This is a genomic window from Allostigmatella hybrida (genome assembly GCF_020103775.1).
Lineage (GTDB): Bacteria > Myxococcota > Myxococcia > Myxococcales > Myxococcaceae > Hyalangium > Hyalangium aurantiaca.
In genome coordinates, this window is the sequence record NZ_JAHXBH010000021.1 from 60,444 (window position 1) to 76,650 (window position 16,207).

The 16,207-nt window shown below is 68.9% G+C and carries 17 protein-coding genes; 10 read left to right on the forward strand and 7 right to left on the reverse strand.

What is annotated here, in order from left to right; all coding sequences use genetic code 11:
- Positions 1–75: 75 nt before the first annotated feature.
- The 4 genes from KY661_RS26210 (at position 76) to KY661_RS26225 (ending at position 5,225) form a co-directional block, all read left to right on the forward strand.
- Positions 76–1,698, forward strand: a complete 1,623-nt coding sequence (locus tag KY661_RS26210) for an ABC-F family ATP-binding cassette domain-containing protein (protein ID WP_093521277.1) — start codon at positions 76–78, stop codon at positions 1,696–1,698.
- A 2-nt stretch (positions 1,699–1,700) separates the two neighbouring features.
- A complete protein-coding gene (locus KY661_RS26215) occupies positions 1,701–2,141 on the forward strand; it encodes a hypothetical protein (protein ID WP_225412824.1) in 441 nt (146 codons plus the stop codon).
- Positions 2,142–2,229: 88 nt separating this feature from the next.
- Positions 2,230–3,108: a hypothetical protein gene (locus KY661_RS26220; RefSeq protein WP_225412825.1), complete on the forward strand. Its 879-nt coding sequence runs from the start codon at positions 2,230–2,232 to the stop codon at positions 3,106–3,108.
- 92 nt (positions 3,109–3,200) lie between these two features.
- Complete coding sequence (locus KY661_RS26225) at positions 3,201–5,225, forward strand: serine/threonine-protein kinase (protein ID WP_225412826.1); 2,025 nt, start codon at positions 3,201–3,203, stop codon at positions 5,223–5,225.
- A 13-nt stretch (positions 5,226–5,238) separates the two neighbouring features.
- Here KY661_RS26225 and KY661_RS26230 read toward each other — a convergent pair whose 3' ends face one another.
- Positions 5,239–6,546 (reverse strand): Ig-like domain-containing protein, encoded by a 1,308-nt coding sequence (locus KY661_RS26230; protein ID WP_225412827.1) that lies wholly within the window; start codon positions 6,544–6,546, stop codon positions 5,239–5,241.
- A 99-nt stretch (positions 6,547–6,645) separates the two neighbouring features.
- Here KY661_RS26230 and KY661_RS26235 point away from each other — a divergent pair, with 99 nt between their 5' ends.
- The 3 genes from KY661_RS26235 to KY661_RS26245 are packed head-to-tail and all read left to right on the forward strand — an operon-like array spanning position 6,646 to position 9,204.
- Positions 6,646–7,644: a glutathione S-transferase family protein gene (locus KY661_RS26235; protein WP_225412828.1), complete on the forward strand. Its 999-nt coding sequence runs from the start codon at positions 6,646–6,648 to the stop codon at positions 7,642–7,644.
- Positions 7,645–7,655: 11 nt separating this feature from the next.
- Positions 7,656–8,582 carry a hypothetical protein gene (locus KY661_RS26240; protein WP_225412829.1) on the forward strand — a complete coding sequence of 309 codons (927 nt, stop codon included), beginning with the start codon at positions 7,656–7,658 and terminating at the stop codon, positions 8,580–8,582.
- 10 nt (positions 8,583–8,592) lie between these two features.
- Positions 8,593–9,204: a glutathione S-transferase family protein gene (locus KY661_RS26245; RefSeq protein ID WP_225412830.1), complete on the forward strand. Its 612-nt coding sequence runs from the start codon at positions 8,593–8,595 to the stop codon at positions 9,202–9,204.
- A 34-nt stretch (positions 9,205–9,238) separates the two neighbouring features.
- Here KY661_RS26245 and KY661_RS26250 read toward each other — a convergent pair whose 3' ends face one another.
- Together KY661_RS26250 and KY661_RS26255 are read right to left on the reverse strand one after the other, a co-directional pair.
- Positions 9,239–9,631: a DUSAM domain-containing protein gene (locus KY661_RS26250; RefSeq protein WP_225412831.1), complete on the reverse strand. Its 393-nt coding sequence runs from the start codon at positions 9,629–9,631 to the stop codon at positions 9,239–9,241.
- 4 nt (positions 9,632–9,635) lie between these two features.
- Positions 9,636–10,112 carry a hypothetical protein gene (locus KY661_RS26255; protein WP_225412832.1) on the reverse strand — a complete coding sequence of 159 codons (477 nt, stop codon included), beginning with the start codon at positions 10,110–10,112 and terminating at the stop codon, positions 9,636–9,638.
- A 35-nt stretch (positions 10,113–10,147) separates the two neighbouring features.
- Between KY661_RS26255 and KY661_RS26260 the strand changes: the two genes are divergently transcribed.
- Complete coding sequence (locus KY661_RS26260; RefSeq protein ID WP_225412833.1) at positions 10,148–10,291, forward strand: hypothetical protein; 144 nt, start codon at positions 10,148–10,150, stop codon at positions 10,289–10,291.
- Between the two features lie 17 nt (positions 10,292–10,308).
- On the opposite strand, the gene KY661_RS26265 is transcribed toward KY661_RS26260, so the two are convergent.
- The 4 genes from KY661_RS26265 to KY661_RS26280 all read right to left on the reverse strand — a co-directional run bounded on the left by KY661_RS26265 (position 10,309) and on the right by KY661_RS26280 (position 14,635).
- On the reverse strand, positions 10,309–10,608 hold the full coding sequence (locus tag KY661_RS26265) for a PAAR domain-containing protein (protein ID WP_317987302.1): 300 nt from the start codon (positions 10,606–10,608) through the stop codon (positions 10,309–10,311).
- Positions 10,609–10,781: 173 nt separating this feature from the next.
- The gene (locus KY661_RS26270) at positions 10,782–12,695 is read right to left on the reverse strand and encodes an OPT family oligopeptide transporter (protein WP_225412835.1); all 1,914 of its coding nucleotides are present in this window, start codon (positions 12,693–12,695) and stop codon (positions 10,782–10,784) included.
- A gap of 62 nt (positions 12,696–12,757) precedes the next feature.
- The gene (locus KY661_RS26275) at positions 12,758–13,243 is read right to left on the reverse strand and encodes an FKBP-type peptidyl-prolyl cis-trans isomerase (RefSeq protein ID WP_075004918.1); all 486 of its coding nucleotides are present in this window, start codon (positions 13,241–13,243) and stop codon (positions 12,758–12,760) included.
- A 114-nt stretch (positions 13,244–13,357) separates the two neighbouring features.
- Complete coding sequence (locus KY661_RS26280) at positions 13,358–14,635, reverse strand: dicarboxylate/amino acid:cation symporter (protein WP_225412836.1); 1,278 nt, start codon at positions 14,633–14,635, stop codon at positions 13,358–13,360.
- Positions 14,636–14,749: 114 nt separating this feature from the next.
- On the opposite strand from KY661_RS26280, the gene KY661_RS26285 reads away from it, so the two are divergent.
- Positions 14,750–15,388, forward strand: coding sequence for a hypothetical protein (locus tag KY661_RS26285; RefSeq protein WP_225412837.1), 639 nt, complete (start codon positions 14,750–14,752; stop codon positions 15,386–15,388).
- A gap of 15 nt (positions 15,389–15,403) precedes the next feature.
- Complete coding sequence (gene thiM / locus KY661_RS26290; RefSeq protein ID WP_225412838.1) at positions 15,404–16,207, forward strand: hydroxyethylthiazole kinase; 804 nt, start codon at positions 15,404–15,406, stop codon at positions 16,205–16,207.

The window sequence follows — 16,207 nt, forward strand, 5'->3', positions numbered from 1 at the left end:
CGCGTTATAGGCCCGCCTCCCCGCCCCCCGGGGCGTGTGCTAGGTAGGCAACCTTTCTTTCACCCGTAGAGACCCATGATTCGGCTCGACAACATCGGCAAGCAGCACGGCCAGCAAATCCTCTTCGTGGAGGCCTCCGCCCAGCTCAACCGGGGCGAAAAAGTGGGCCTCGTGGGCCCCAACGGGGCGGGCAAGTCCACCCTCTTCCGCATGGTGGTGCAGACCGAGCACCCGGACGAGGGCCAGGTCTCCGTCGATAAGGGCGTCACCATCGGCTACTTCGACCAGGACGTGGGCGAGATGGCGGGCATGAGCGCCGTGTCGGCCACCATGGATGGGGCGGGCCCGGTGTCCCAGGTGGCCGCGGAGCTCAAGGAGCTGGAGGCCGCCATGGCGGACCCCGAGCGCATGGACGAGCTGGACAAGCTCGTGGAGCGCTTCGGCATCGTGCAGGGCCGCTACGAGGAGCTGGGCGGCTACGCGCTGGAGGGCCGCGCCCGGGAAATCCTGGCGGGCCTGGGCTTCAACCAGGACATGATGGACGGGGACGTGGGGGCGCTGAGCGGCGGGTGGAAGATGCGCGTGGCGCTGGCCCGCATCCTCCTGATGCGCCCGGACGTCATGCTGCTGGACGAGCCGAGCAACCACCTGGACATCGAGTCCATCATCTGGCTGGAGACGTTCCTCAAGGGCTACGAGGGCGCCCTGCTGATGACGAGCCACGACCGCGCGTTCATGAACCGCGTCGTGTCGAAGATCATCGAGATCGACGGCGGCACGCTCACCACCTACTCGGGCAACTACGACTTCTACGAGCAGCAGCGCGCCATCGCCGAGCGCCACCACCAGGCGCAGTACGAGCGCCAGCAGGCCATGCTCGCCAAGGAGCTGAAGTTCATCGAGCGCTTCAAGGCGCGCGCCTCCCACGCCGCCCAGGTGCAGAGCCGGGTGAAGAAGCTGGAGAAGATCGAAAAGGTGGAGCCGCCCAAGCGCCGCCAGACGCTCGTCTTCGAGTTCCAGCCCGCGCCCCGCTCGGGCGATGACGTGGCGAAGCTGCAGAACGTGGTGAAGGGCTACGGCAAGCGCCGCATCTACGAGGGGCTGGACTTCCTCATCCGCCGCGGCGAGCGCTGGTGCGTGATGGGCGTCAACGGCGCGGGCAAGTCCACCCTGCTCAAGCTCATCTCCGGCGAGTCCCGGCCGGACGACGGCGAGGTGACGGTGGGCTCCAGCGTGAAGATGGGCTACTTCGCCCAGCACGCCATGGAGGTGCTGGCGCCGGAAATCACCGTGTACGACTCGCTGGTGAACCGCTTCCCGCGCGCCACGCAGGGCTCCATCCGGGCGCTGGCCGGGTGCTTCGGCTTCTCGGGAGACGAAATCGAGAAGAAGTGCCGGGTGCTCTCCGGAGGCGAGAAGGCGCGGCTGGTGCTGGCGCAGATGCTCTATGATCCGCCCAACTTCCTGGTGCTGGACGAGCCCACCAACCACCTGGACATGGCCACCAAGCAGATGCTCATCACCGCGCTGGCGCGCTACGAGGGCACCATGCTCTTCGTCAGCCACGACCGGCACTTCCTCGCCGCGCTGTCCAACCGCGTGCTGGAGCTGACGCCCGAGGGCGTGCGCCAGTACGGCGGCGGCTACAACGAGTACGTCTCCAGCACCGGCCAGGAAGCGCCGGGGCTGAGGAGCTGAGCGTGCGCTACCCTCCCCGGCTGGGCCACCTGGCCACCCGTCCCGTGGTGGTGAACCGGCTGGTGCCCACCTACGCCCAGGCCCATCAAATCGATGAGCAGGAGGCGGCCCAGCGCCTGTCGCGCGCCATCTCCGGACACCTGTGGGAGGACCTGCTGGCGGCCACCTGGAAGGCGCTCCAGGCCAAGCTCAAGCGGCCGGATGAGGACAAGCTCCTGGAGAAGGTGGCCACCACCCTCCAGGAGCGGCCCCTGCGCTACGGCAAGGCGGTGGAGACCAACCCTGCCTGGAGCGCCTTCATGATGATGCTGGACCTGGAGATTGGCACCGCGGGCGACGCGGCCCGGCGCGTCATGGAGACCGAGCAGGGCCGGAAGATGGTCGGCGCGGGCCTGGAGGAGGCCGGGAGGTTCCTGGCCACGGAACTGACGAAGGGAAAATAGCCTGCCCGAGCTCATCCGCTACGCCGACTGGAAGAAGCCCACCGACGCCGCCTACGCCTTCGCGCTCCGCGCCGGGCTGTCCCCGGCCGTGCCCCCCCTGGGCACCGTGAGCGACATCCGGGACGTGGCCCGCGAGGTGCTCGGCGAGGAGGCCGCGGCCCGGTTCGAGCAGCGCATCCACCGCTGGACGGGCCCGGAGAACGCGGTGGGCGAGGCGGGCGAGAAGCCCTACGCGGGCCGGCAACTCACCTTCCAGGAGTGCCCCTGGAAGGACACGCTCTCCCCCTCGGACATGGACACGGTGCTCCGGGGCACCGTGCAGGTGATGCGCGGCCCGGGGGGCCAGACGGACTACGTGATGCGCGACCACCACATGCTCGATGTGGTGCTCTACCATTACCGGACGGCCCAGGCGCTGCCCTCCGCGCTGTTCCACGCAGACCGGCACTCGGACTGGTGCAAGGACAGCTACCTGGAGGCGCGCATCCCCCAGCAGGCGGCCACCTGGTGGCGGCTCCTGGAAGGGCTGAAGCGCCCCGGCAGCGGGGACCCGGTGCTCACCGAGCAGGACGTGCACTTCACCACCGGGGCAGCGCCCCGCACCGAGGGCATGAGCGGCCGGGACATTGGCGCCTCCGTGCGCGTACCCTGGTTCCTGGAGCCCGCGCAGCTGCGCTGGAGCCACCTCGTCGAGCAGCCCCAGGCCCTGGCCTCCGATTGGGTCTCGCTCGACCTGGACTTCTTCCAGCCCGCCCCCCAGCTCCGGGTGAGCCGGGGCCTACTGCGCGACGCGCGCTTTCAGGGGATGCTCGCCCAGGCCCGGGTCCGGGTCTTCGTGCTCTCGCCCCAGTTCACCAACGGGGGTGACCGGATCGAACCCTGGGAGGTCCAGGGAAGCGTGCCCTCCTCGCTCCGGCTCCTGAACCTCCTGCGCCACCTGCCCGGTAGGGCGCGGCTGCGGCCCTGACGCTCCGCGCCGGTACGGGCACAAGTGACTTTCTGCCGCGAGACGGCGAAAATCAGGCCCGCGGCAGCAGCGCAGAGGATCCAAGGAGTCCGATGCCTCAGGACAGCAAGAGCGATCCCGGGGCCCCCTGTCCAGAGCCCTCGGAGCGCTCCGAGAAGACGGCCATGCTGGGCAACCCCGCGCCGGGGCCTGACGCCGTTGCGTCCACCCCGCCCCCCGCCGAAGCCGTGGATCCGCTGCTCGGCCAGGTGATTGGCAGCTTCCAGATTCTGCGCAAGCTGGGCGGCGGGGGCATGGGCACCGTCTACCTGGGCCAGCACACCCTCATCGGCAGCAAGGTCGCGGTGAAGTTCCTGCACGACCACTTCGCCTCCAACGAGGTGCTGGTCCAGCGCTTCCTCGCCGAGGCGCGCGCGGTGAACCTCATTGGCCACGAGAACATCGTCAACATCTTCGACATGAACGTGATGCCGCCCCGGCGGCACTACCTCGTCATGGAGTACCTGGAGGGCACCCCGCTGTCGTCCCTGACGCACAGCCCGGAGGCCCCCTCCGTCGTCATCCCCATCCTCACCCAGGTCTGCGATGCGCTGCAGGCCGCCCACGGGCATGGGGTGGTGCACCGGGACTTGAAGCCGGAGAACATCATGCTGGTGCGGCACGACCGCATCCCGCACTTCGTCAAGGTGCTCGACTTCGGCATCGCCAAGCTCTTCGACTCGGACAAGAAGGGGCACACCCAGGTGGGGGTGCTCATCGGAACGCCGGGGTACATGGCGCCCGAGCAGTGGTCGGCCCAGGCCGTGGACGGCCGCACGGACCTCTACGCGCTGGGCATCATCGCCTACGAGCTGCTCACCGGCCGGATGCCCTTCCCCAAGGGGCCGCTGGGAACGATGCTCCACGCCCACCTCAAGGAGATTCCCCCCGCGCCCCGCGAGGTGAATCCCGAGGTGCCCGAGGCGCTCTCGCAGCTCGTCGTGCGCGCCCTCGCCAAGCGCCCGGAGGATCGGTTCCAGAGCGCCAGCGAGATGCGCGCCGCCCTGGAGCAGGCCCTCTCCCCCGAGCCCCCGGCGGTTCGCCCCGCCCTGACGCCCGTTCCGCAGGCGCCCTCCGGGAAGGTGGCCGAGACGCCTCTAGCCTCGGAGCCCCCGGCCTGGAATGCCCCGGCCCTGCCCGCCCCGGTGGACATGATGGCACGGGTGGTGCTCCCGCCGGGCACGGGGCCCTCGCGGGTGCACTGCACGGACCTGTCCCGCAACGGCGTGTTCCTGTGCACCGGCGAGCCCTTCCCCGCGCTGCGCTCCCGCCTGTCCCTCACGCTGGAGCTGCGCGAGCAGCCGCTGACGTGCGAGGGGGAAGTCGTCCACCACGTGCCCGCGGCCCAGGCCAGCGCCTGGGGAACGCGGGCGGGCTTCGCCGTCCAGTTCCTCCACTTGGCGCCCGAGGCCCGGGAGCGCCTCTCGCGCGCGCTCCAGGGCCGGCTCGCGGCCCCCGCCCAGACGCCCTCCAGCAAGGCCCCCGTGGCGGACGACGCCGAGGCGGGCGGGGTGCTCACCCCGCTGGCGAAGGCGACCCCGGCGGACCCCTACGCCCTGCTCTCCCTGCCCCTGGATGCCCCCTTCGACGACATCCGCCAGCAAGCACGCCACCTGCTGAAGACCCTGGAGGGGCTCGCCGCCCGGCCGCTCTCCGCGCGCCAGAGCAAGGAGCTGGGCGAGGCCCGGACCCGGGTGGAGAAGGCGGGAGAGCTGCTGGGCCACCCCCGGCAGCGCATCGAGCACGATGCCTGGCGGGGCAACTTCGCCGGGGTGGCGCGCTGCATCGCCAGCGGACTGACGGCCTCCGACATCGAGGCCCTGCGGGTCCGCTTCCTCCAGGCCCACCCCGGTGCGGAGGCGCGCGAGCGGATCCACGCCACCACCGCGTCCGCCTGGGAGTCCCAGGGCAACCTCGCCCTGGCGCTGGCCGAGTACGAGAAGGCGCTGGCGGCCGTCCCCCTCAGCCTCTCGCTCCAGCAGCGCTACTGGCTGCTCAAGCAGCGGGGCCTGAAGTCCACGCCGCCTCCCGCGAAGGGCCCCGAAGGCGGAGGGCCCCGCCGCCCGGGCCGCTCTTAGCGCGGAGTCCCCGTCAGTTGTTGGGCGCGCCCAGGAGAATCCAGGAGCGGATCCGCGTGAGCTCGCCGGGGTTCTTGTCGAAGTACTCGGGATCCAACTGCGGCATCCGGCCGCCACAGCTGTCCCCGCTGATCTTCAGCACCAGCAAGGAGTCATCGGGCAGCCCCGGCTCGACACGCTTGAGCGCGCTGCAGCTGCCCCGGCCGGACGTGTTGACGAGCGAGGCGTAGGACTTGCCCGCTTGCAGGTTCAGCCCCCCGGGGGAGCCGTCGCTGTGGCAGGTGGTGCAGGTGGGGGTCCACAGGGGCTCGATGTCCTGGGCATACGAGGGAATCCGCACCTGCACATCCACCGAGCGTGTCACGGAGGCCGTGCCATCGGACACGGTCACTTGGAAGGTGTAGCGCGTGTTGGAGGTGAGGTCCGGAGAGCGCCACTGCACGGACGAGGGCTCCGTCTGCGTGAAGGTGCCCGCTCCGGGGGGCACTGTCGTCCACGCGTAGGTGAGCGCATCCTTGTCCAGGTCGCTCGCGCCAATGGAGAGCAGCACCGGATCTCCGGCCACGACCGGCGCGGTGGGGGCGATGATGGCCTCGTCCACGAACGGCGGACGGTTGAGCGCCGGCACATTCACCGCCTTCACCGGCACCGTGGACTGGACCGAGCCGCCCCGGCCATCGCTGACCGTCAGCTTCAGCGTGAAGGCCGTGTCGCGCGACAGCAGGGGCGCGGTCCACGTCCAGGTGCCCCCGCTCCCGGCGAAGGTGCCCGCGGGCACGAGCGGGCTCTGCGTCCAGGAATAGCTCAGCGCATCTCCATCCGGATCGCTGGCGGAGACCTGGAGGGTGGCCGCCGAGCCCTCCTCCACGGTGGGCGGCGAGGCCGTCACCCCGGTGAGCGAGGGGGCCCGGTTGGGCGCGGGGACGGTGAACGTCAAGGGCTCGGAGTCCGAGGCATTCCCCGCCGCGTCATACGCGCGGGCCGAGAGCGTGTGGCGCCCCTGGGGGGTGGCGCCAGGGTCCCAGCCGCAGGAGAACGGCTCCCCGGAGTTGCGGTCCGTGCCATCCGTGCACGCCAGCGTGCCGGAGACATAGAACTCCACCTTGGACAGCTTGCCCGAGTCATCCTCGGCGGTGGCCTGCAACGGCCGCCGTCCGGTGACGGTCTCCCCGGCCGCCACGCCGCCCGTCACGCGGACGTTCACCGGGGCCAGGGTGTCCTTCGTCTCCTCGCCGCCGCCGCCGCCGCCACAGGCCAGGCCACACAGCCAGAGAGAGGACCACCAGAGGGGGGAGCGGACCACGTGCAGGGGCGTTGTCATTCAGGGAACCATGCTACCCGAACCCTGTTTCCCCGAGGTGCCAGGAGCACGGGCCGGGCCGTACCCTGGCACCGGCGTCCGCACACAGGAGGCACAGCCGTGGGACTTCTGGTCAAAGGGGAGTGGAAGGATCAGTGGTACGACACCGGGAAGACCGGAGGCCGGTTCGAGCGCGAAGCGAGCCGCCTGCGCAACTGGGTGACCGCGGATGGCGCGCCCGGGCCCACCGGCGAGGGCGGCTTCCAGGCCGAGCCGGGCCGCTACCACCTCTACATCGCCCGGGCCTGCCCGTGGGCCCACCGGACCATGATTCTTCGCAGCCTCAAGGGGCTCGAAGACGCGGTGAGCGTCTCGGTGACGCACTGGAAGATGGCGGAGCACGGCTGGACGTTCGAGCCCGGGGAAGGCGTCGTGCCGGATCCGCTCTTCGGGGTGCGCTACCTCTACGAGCTGTATGTGCGCTCGGAGCCCGAATACACCGGCCGGGTGACCATCCCCCTGCTCTGGGACAAGAAGCGCAACCGGATTGTCAGCAACGAGTCCGCGGACATCCTGCGCATGTTCAACAGCGCCTTCGACGCGGTGGGGGCGCGGCCCGGGGACTACTACCCGGAGGCGCTGCGCGGGGAGATCGACGCCGTCAATGCGCGCGTCTACGACACGGTCAACAACGGCGTGTACAAGGCGGGCTTCGCCACCACGCAGCAGGCGTACGAGGACGCGGTGCGCCCCCTCTTCGAGAGCCTGGACTGGCTCGAGGCCCGGCTGGGCCAGCAGCGCTACCTCTGCGGAGAGCAGCTCACGGAGGCGGACTGGCGGCTGTTCACGACCCTGCTCCGGTTCGACAGCGTTTATGTGGGCCACTTCAAGTGCAACCTGCGGCGGCTGACCGACTCCCCCAACCTCTGGGCCTACACGCGCGAGCTCTACCAACTGCCGGGGATCCGGGAGACGGTGAACTTCGAGCACATCAAGCGGCACTATTACCAGAGCCATGCCCAGATCAACCCGTCTGGAATCGTCCCACTCGGGCCGCTGCTCGATTTCAACACGCCGCCGCCGCGGCGCCCCTTGGGTGGAGAGGCCAGGGCCACGTAACCTGCCGACCCATGCGATTTCTTTCCCTGTTGCTCGTGCCGCTCCTCGGGGCGGGCTGCGCCTCCAACCTCTCCACCCTGCAGACGGCACGGCCGCTGGCGCCCGGGCAGGTGCAAGTGTCCCTCGGGGCCGGGGCCTTCCTGCCAGTGGGCAACCTGCTCGACGTGGTGGACCTTGGCATCGACCAGGGAAAGCAGCTCAAGGAGGACATCGAGGACGGAGAGTCCGTCAACCTCTCGGAGGCGGACCAGCAGCGGCTGCTCACGGCAGGCACCGCGCTCGCGGTGGCGCCACCGGGCATCGTCAACGAGCTGATGATCCGCGCGGGCGTGGTGGAGAACCTGGACCTGGGCCTGCGCTACAGTGGGATTTCGCTGCGGCTGGATGCCAAGTACCGCTTCCTCCACAGCGGCAGCCCAGAGGGAACGTCCGAGCACACGCGCCGCTCCTTCGACATGGCGATCGGCCTCGGCGGGTCGCGCCACATCTTCAAGAGCCCGGCGCTGGATGCGCTGAAGGTCGTCGAAATCAAAGACTTCTCACGGTACGACGTGGAGGTGCCGCTCTACATCAGCTGGGACGTGGGCGACATCTTCAAGCTGTACGCGGCGCCCAAGTACATCTTCAGCCGGACGACGCTGGACCAGGCGCTCATCAACTACGCGGAGCAGGGCAAGCCGGTGACAGGCTTTGATGCCTCGCTGCCCGCCCGGGTGAACAGCCATTTCGCCGGGTCCACGCTGGGCCTTTCTTTGGGCTACAAATATGTCCACCTGTACGCGGAGCTGACGGGGGGCTACACCTTCTGCGAGCCGCAGCTCTTCGGGGCGAAGCGCAACCTGGGCGGGGCGACGTTCTACCCGGCGGTGGGCCTGGCCTTCCGCAACGGGGCCTCCTCGGAAAGACAGCCCATGCGGCCGGGGCCCGCGAGGCAGTAGAGTGGGCGGCATGAAACTCTACGGAACCCTCACCTCTCCATTCGTCCGCCGGGTGCGCATCGTCGCCCTGGAGCTTGGCCAGTCCTTCGAGTTCATCACCACGGCGGCGCCAGAAGGCGACGCCGAGCTGCGCCAGCATACGCCCCTGTGGAAGTGGCCCACGGCCGTCTTCACGGAGAACGGCACGAAGCGGGTGCTCTGGGATTCGCGCAACATCATCGACGACCTCTTCGCCCAGCACGGAACGGGACCGTTCCAGCTCCCCACGCCGGAGGAGGCATGGAAGGAGCGCAACGCGATTGAAGCCATCGACGGCGCGCTGGAGGCCAGCATCCACCTGTTCTACCTGGAGAAGGAGGGGCTGAGCATTCAAGCAGCGCCCTACCTCACCAAGCAGAGCCAGCGTGTTGCCTCGGTGATGACCTGGGCGGAGTCGCAGTTGCACGGGGCCTCGTTCTTCGAGAAGCCGCGGCTAGGCATGGCGGAGTTGGCGCTGCTCACCACGCTGGACTTCATGGTGTTCCGCAACCGCTACCCGGTGGCCCAGCACCCGAAGCTGGTGGAGTTCCAGCGCATCCTCTCGGAGCGCCCCAGCATCCGGCAGACCTACCCCACGGCCTGAGAACAAAGCCGTCGAGGAACAGCTTGGCTCCGGCCTATGACGGCTCGTCGAGCTGTTCCAGTTGCCCTTCCGCAATATCCCGGTAGAGCGGCACCACCTCAACGGCAAGCAAGTCTCTTATCAGCTGGCGCGCCGCATCGAGACTGCCTGAGTCTCGCAGCCGGTACATGCGGTGCAAGGCATCGCTCAACCGATGTGAGCCCTCACGGATGCGTGCCCGAATCTTCAGAAGCAGTGCCGTAGCGCCTTCCATGCTGGCGAGGGCGGCTTCTGACTCGCCCCTGCTGATGGCAACCGTTGGAGCCGCCTTCTGCAGCAAGGCCCGCACTTCAGGGGTGAGGTTCAGGGCTTCGCCCCTTTGCACCCGGTTCTCCAGTTCCCACAGCTGATTCCAGACGGCATCCAGATCAGCATCCACATCCTCCACTTTCTCACCTCTTGGACTTGCGCTTGTTGGGTCCGCACATGGCAAACGGCCACTCTTGCTGCCCTTCGCAGCGCCGCAGGCAGTCATAACAGGGGCCAGCCCAGTCTGGTTCCTGCTTACATGCATAGTAGTTCTTGATACATCGCTGCTTCCATTCAGGAAGATTAGCGTTGTTGGCAAAATCGTCCTTCTCTTCGGGCTCCTCGCCTTCTGCCTGTGAAGCCTCGTTGAGAACTTTGACTCCATTGAGGACTGCGGCCACCTCCGCTGCGGCGGCCCCACAGCTCTCCATGGCGGTGCGGGGGAACTTCTTGATGCAGCAAACCATCGAGGAGTCACCGGGACGACAATCGATATTGAGCGATTGCGCCAGGTAAATTGAGCCGTTCGCCGAGTAGTTTGCCCCTGATGCACAACCTGACGCGGGACCTCCCAAGAGAGCAGCCAGCCCAATTCCGAGAGCATGGAGCGTGTTCTTCATACGGGGCCTCGTTCTTCGAGAAGCCGCGGCTGGGCATGGCGGAGCTGGCATTGCTCACCACGCTGGACTTCATGGTGTTCCGCAACCGCTACCCGGTGGCCCAGCACCCGAAGCTGATGGAGTTCCAGCGCATCCTCTCGGAGTGCCCCAGCATCCGGCAGACCTACCCCACGGCCTGATCGCCAGCCCCTGGGGCTTACGCCTTGGCCTTCTCCACGAAGGCCGCCGCCGCCTTGGCGGCGCAGGCCAAGCAGAAGCCCTGGGTCACCGAGCCGATGAGGACGGTGGGGCATCCCGTCACGATGACGCCTCCATGTGAGGTGGAGTCCCCCAGGCGCGCGGCCTGCTTTCCCCCGATGATGACCGTGGCCTCTCCCTTGGAGATCGAATCGGGCGGCCCGATGCAGACGAGCGAATCGCCTACCCGTGCCGCCGGCTGCCCTCCAATGATGACCGTCGGCTCACCGACGATGACCGGGCCTCCGACGTGCGGCACGGGGCCTGGTTCCACAGCAGGGCACGTATGCATGTCGGTGATACGGGCGGCTGGAGGCATGGATCCTCGTCTGTGGAAGAGGTACGCACCCACAGTATAGACGCAAGCGCTGAACGAACGGGAGAGTAAGTCTTGTTCTTACACCGGGTTCGCGGCGCATCGCGCCTGCGCAGCTACTTGGGCATGTACTTGAAAGCCTTGAGCATCACGAGCGCGATGCCCATCAAGCTCTCGCCCGCGATGAAGCCCGAGCCCACGGGCATCACCGCCGCCTCGGCCAGCTTCGGCTTGCGCCGCCGCAGCACCTCGGCAATCGCCGCACCGATGAAGAAGCTGATGGAGCTGGAGCCCGGCAGCACGATGGCCAGCCCAAACCCAGACGGCGAAGGAATGTAGGGCTTGGCCGCCTTGGGCGCCCACCGGTCCAGCAGCACCAGCGCCACCCCCAGCAACGCGCCGCACAGCGCCCCCACGCGGGCGCTCGGGTGCAGCGCCTGCAACCCCACCGACAGCATCTTCGACACGCCCGCCCACACCAGCACGCCAGGCGCCGGGAAGTCCTCCGAGCCCAGCACCGAGGCATCCGGCACCAGCAAATTGAACACCGGCACCACGATGGCGGCCCCCGCCACCACGCCGAACAGCTGGCCGATGAACTGCTGCCGGGGATTGGCCCCCAGCAGCCACCCGGACTTGAGGTCCGTCAGCAAGTCCGCCGCATGCAGCCCCACCCCACCCGTGGCGTTGGCGCTCATCACGTTGGCCGCGACATTGCCCGGCGCCAGGCCTCCGTAAACGAGCTGCGTCACCGGCCCCAGGGCCTTGGTGGGCGTGGTGTCCGTCTCGCCCGTCACCCGCGCGGCAATCACGCCCATCACCACCGCCAGCGGAAGCGCCAGCACGCCGGCCCATACGGGAATCTGGAACAGGTACGCCATCAGCCCCACGGCCACGGGCCCCAGCACGGCGAAGCCCAGGGGGAACCATGCGGGCGGACACTCAATCCCCGCCAGCGGATCCGCCGCCGCGCCCTCGTCCTTCTTGCCGAACAGCCCGGACAGGGCCTTGAAGGAGCGCGCCACGCTGCGCCACTGGAATGCGAAGGACAGCACCCCGGAGGACACGAGCAGGGCCGCGCCCGTCCAGAGCGTCCACGTGTTGATGGCCTTGAAGCTCACCTCGGCGATGTAGCCCTGGTCCACCATCGCGGGCGCCAGGAAGCCATAGGTGAGAATGGCCCCCAGCAACAGGGACCAACCCGTCTTCCAGCTCATCAGCGCCCCGGCGCCAATGAGCAGCAGGCTCAAATCAAAGGACAGCCCCCAGTCCCCGGCGGGCCGGCCCCGGATGGACAGGAACGGCACGCTCAGCTTGGAGGGAATCAGCGGCGGCTGCAGCCACGAGGGCGCATGGGTACTCAGCCACACGCTGCGCAGCTCGCGCAGCATCGCCACGAAGGCCCCCAGGAGCCCCGCCCCGCCCAAGAGCCACGCCTTGCTGCGCGCCTCCTGCCCGTGCCCGTGGAGCGCGTTGATGGTCTCCGCGGTGGCCGTGCCGGTGGGGAACGGCAGCGCCTCGATGTTGACGAGCTGGCGCTTGATGGGGATGGCGGCGAAGACGCCCAGCGCGGAGATGACGGCGAACCACACCACCAGCCACCCCGCGCTGGGCAGCGTGCCGGTGAGCAGGAGCAGCGCGGGCACGGCGGCCATGTTGCCGCCCCCCGTCATGTAGCCCGCGGCGGAGGCCACCGAGCCCATGGCGTTGTTCTCCAGCGGGGAGAACTCCTTCTTGAACAGGCCCAGGCCCTTGAGCCCGCTGAAGACGGCGAACGCCAGGATGCAGGCGGTGATGGTGACGCCCATGCTCCAACCCGTCTTGAGGATGACGTACAGGTTGGACAGACACATCACCATGCCGATGAGCATGCCGGCGATGACGGCGCGCACGGTGAGCTGGCGCGAGCCTCCTTTGTAGACATGCTCCAGCCAGTACCGCTCGGGGTCCTGTCCCGCGCCCGGCGAGGCCGCTGGGGCGGGAGGAAGGGACTCGGGGGGAGCGGACGGCGTCGAGGCGGGGTGGCTCATGGGGGCCGCAACGATAGTGCAAGGGCTCCCTCAGAACGAGGGCCCTGGCCCCCCCGGGACACTCAGTGCTCGTGCCCGTCCGGGCCGTGCGCGTGGCCGTGGGAGAGCTCCTCCTCGGTGGCCGCGCGGACATCCCGCACGGTGACATCGAAGTGCAGCGTCTTTCCCGCCAGCGGGTGGTTGAGGTCCACCAGCACCGTCTCGCCCTTCACCTCGCGGATGCCGATGGGGATGACCTCGCCCCCGTCCGTCTGGGCCGCCAGGCGCACGCCCGGGCGCAGCTCGGCATCGGGGGGGAACATGGAGCGGGGCACTTCCTGGAGCCCGGCACTCTCGTGCTCGCCATAGCCCTCCGCGGGGCTCACGACGACCTTCTTGGCATCTCCGACGCCCATGCCCTCCAGGGCACCCTCCAGGCCGGGAACAATCTGTCCGCCGCCGTGCAGATACGAGAGCGGCTGGCCGGGCTCGCTCTCGTCAATGACTTCCCCGTCTCCGAGGTGCAGCTTGTATTCCAAGGCAACGATTCGATCCTTGCCAACTTTCATGGGGCTCCCCGGTCCTGGACTGCGAGTGGGCCTGCGCGGGAGGGCTCTTATCAGCCGCCCCCGGCGCGCACGAGCCTCAAGCCCCAAAGGGGCGAACAGCGGACACTCTCCCTGTTACCCGGGCTGCTGAGCAGGCTCGCCGGGCGGAGGCTCCGAGGCGGACTCGCCCCGGGCAACGTACACCGCGGCGGCCAGATCCCCGGTGACGTTGAGCGTGGTGCGGCACATGTCCAGGAAGCGGTCCACGCCGAGGATGAGGCCAATGCCCTCCACGGGAATCTTGAACATCCCGAGGATCATCATGATGACGGGCAGGGAGCCGGCCGGGACGCCCGCGGTGCCAATGCCCGCCAGCACGCAGATGAACATGATGACCATCTGGTCGCTCAGGCTCAGGGGCACCCCGTACACCTGGGCGATGAAGAGCACGGTGATGCCCTCGAAGAGCGCGGTGCCGTTCTGGTTCATCGCCGAGCCGGCGGTGAGCACGAAGCGCGACACGTGGTTGGGCAGCTTGAGGTTCTCCTCGGCCACCTTGAGCGCGGTGGGCAGCGTGGCGTTGGAGGACGCGGTGGAGAAGGCCGTCACCATGGCCAGGCGCACGTCACGGAAGAACGTGAGCGGGTTGCGCTTGCCCAGGAAGCGCACCGCCAGCGAGTACACGCCGAACAGGTGCAGCCCCAACCCCAGCACCACCACGAACACATACGCGGCGATGTTCTTGAGGATGCCCACCCCCAGGTCCGCCGTCACCGAGAAGAGCAGCGCGGCCACGCCAAAGGGCGCCAGCCGCAGCACCCCGTCGATGAGCCGCATCATCACGTCATAGAGCCCCTGCACCATCTCGCGCAGCCGCCGCGCGCCCGGGGTCTGCGTCACCGCGAGCCCCGCGCCGAACAGGAGCGAGAAGACGATGAGGCCGATCATGTCCCCATCCGCGGCGGCGCGCAGGGGGTTGTCGGGCACCATGGCCACGAGAAAGCCCACCGGCGAGCCGCTGGAGGGCGGGGGCGCGGCCTTCAGGGACAGGGGGTTCTTCTCCGCGGCCTGGAGGGCCTCCAGGTTGAAGCCCTCCCCCGGGCGGATGACGTTGACGAGGACGAGGCCCAGCGCCACGGCGATGGCGGAGAACACCACGGTGTAGCCGAGGGTGCGGACGCCCAGGCGGCCCAGCTGCTTCAGGTCCAGCTCGCACACGCCCATCACCAGCGCGGAGAACAGCAGCGGCACCACCAGCATGAGCAGCAGGCGAATGAAGATGCGTCCCAGGGGCATGGTGAGGTTGGCCACCACCCATTTCAGCGCCTCGGTGTCCCCCGCCAGCTGGTTGGCCAGCAGGCCCGCCGCCGTGCCGGCCGCAATGCCCACGAGCATCTTCTGATGTGCTTTCATCCGGGGTTTCTCGCGCCTCGCTGAAGAGCGTGGCCCACGGGCCACGAAGGGGGCAGCCTACCGGCGAAAGGGGGTAGCGCCTACCTTCCCGTTCAGCGGAAGCTGCCCTCCACCGTGGATTCCCTCGTCCAGCTCACCGATGGCGCCCTGCCGGGGCCCCTCTTCCGCCGTCTGCTCAAGCGCGTGGGGGCGCTGGGCACCGAGCGCCTGCGCACCACCTACCAGACGACGTTCTGGTACGGCTTCGGCCCTCCGGCCAACGTCGTCGAGGAAGTGATTCTCGCCCTGCGCCCGGCCGTGGTGGGCCGGCGGCGCATCGCGGGGGTGGAGTGGTGGCTGTCGCGCATGCACACCACGGATGTGCGGGTGGACTTCCACCAGGACCGGGACGAGCGGCTGGCCTTGAGCACCGGGAGGCTGGTGCACCCGCGGCTCTCCTCGGTGTTCTTTCTCAACCGGGTCCGGGGCGGGGCGCTGGCCCTCACCCGCCAGCCGCCCGAGCCGGACAACCCCTCGCTCGCCCCCAAAGACTTGAGCGATTTGACGCTGGTGGCCCCGCGCCCCAACCGCTTCGTCCTGTTCGACGGCACGCTCACGCATGGGGTGCTTGACGCGAACAACCAAATCCCCGATGGACGTTTGCCAGGACGCACCCGGCAGCGGCGCACCATCCCGCTCAACTGGTGGAGCCACCGCCCCACGGGCGTGCCCACCTGGGCGGAGACGGGCTTCTACCGCGCACTGGGCGTGTAACCGGAGGAGACACCCGTGACCCTGACCGCCGATGCCATCTGGAAGGATGTCCAGGCCATCCGTCAGCAGAGCCCCCTGGTCCACAACATCACCAACTACGTGGCCATGGAGTTCACGGCCAACGCCCTGCTCTCCCTCGGCGCCTCGCCCGTCATGGCGCACACGGCCGAGGAGGTCCGGGAAATCGTCGGCATCTCCCAGGCGCTCGTCATCAACATCGGCACGCTCAGCCCGGCGTGGATTCAGGGCATGCGCGAGGCGATGGCAGAGGCGGCCCGGCGCAACGTCCCCATTGTCCTGGATCCGGTGGGCGTGGGCGCCTCGCGGCTGCGCACCGAGACGGCGCGGGAGCTCATCGAAGCCGTGCCGCCGCGCATCATCCGGGGCAACGCCTCGGAGATCATCGCCCTGGGCTCCGATGCGCAGAAGACGCGCGGGGTGGACAGCTCGGCCACCTCCTCGCAGGCCTATGAGACGGCCCGGGCGCTGTCCAAGCGCTATGGGTGCGTGGTCTCCGTGAGCGGGGCCACGGACCTGATTCTCCAGGGAGACCAGGAGCTGCGCGTGAGCAACGGCACCCCGCTGATGACGCGGGTGACGGCCATGGGGTGCGCGGCCTCTGCGCTCACCGGCGCCTTCGCCGCCTGCAACCCGTCCGCGCTGCACGCCGCCGCCCACGCCATGGCGGTCATGGGCATTGCCGGCGAGCTGGGGGCCGAGCAGGGCCAGGGCCCGGGCACCCTGCCCATGCACTTCCTGGACGCGCTCTACCACCTGAGCGCCGGGCAGCTTCAAGCGCGGCTGCGCGCGGGCGAATGA

What these genes read in the sequence shown, in the direction of transcription:
- KY661_RS26210 (WP_093521277.1), top strand. Translation starts at nt 76, where the DNA reads ATGATTCGGCTCGACAACATCGGCAAGCAGCACGGCCAGCAAATCCTC.
- KY661_RS26225 (WP_225412826.1), top strand. Translation starts at nt 3,201, where the DNA reads ATGCCTCAGGACAGCAAGAGCGATCCCGGGGCCCCCTGTCCAGAGCCC.
- KY661_RS26230 (WP_225412827.1), bottom strand. Translation starts at nt 6,546, where the DNA reads ATGACAACGCCCCTGCACGTGGTCCGCTCCCCCCTCTGGTGGTCCTCT.
- KY661_RS26240 (WP_225412829.1), top strand. Translation starts at nt 7,656, where the DNA reads ATGCGATTTCTTTCCCTGTTGCTCGTGCCGCTCCTCGGGGCGGGCTGC.
- KY661_RS26245 (WP_225412830.1), top strand. Translation starts at nt 8,593, where the DNA reads ATGAAACTCTACGGAACCCTCACCTCTCCATTCGTCCGCCGGGTGCGC.
- KY661_RS26255 (WP_225412832.1), bottom strand. Translation starts at nt 10,112, where the DNA reads ATGAAGAACACGCTCCATGCTCTCGGAATTGGGCTGGCTGCTCTCTTG.
- KY661_RS26260 (WP_225412833.1), top strand. Translation starts at nt 10,148, where the DNA reads ATGGCGGAGCTGGCATTGCTCACCACGCTGGACTTCATGGTGTTCCGC.
- KY661_RS26270 (WP_225412835.1), bottom strand. Translation starts at nt 12,695, where the DNA reads ATGAGCCACCCCGCCTCGACGCCGTCCGCTCCCCCCGAGTCCCTTCCT.
- KY661_RS26275 (WP_075004918.1), bottom strand. Translation starts at nt 13,243, where the DNA reads ATGAAAGTTGGCAAGGATCGAATCGTTGCCTTGGAATACAAGCTGCAC.
- KY661_RS26280 (WP_225412836.1), bottom strand. Translation starts at nt 14,635, where the DNA reads ATGAAAGCACATCAGAAGATGCTCGTGGGCATTGCGGCCGGCACGGCG.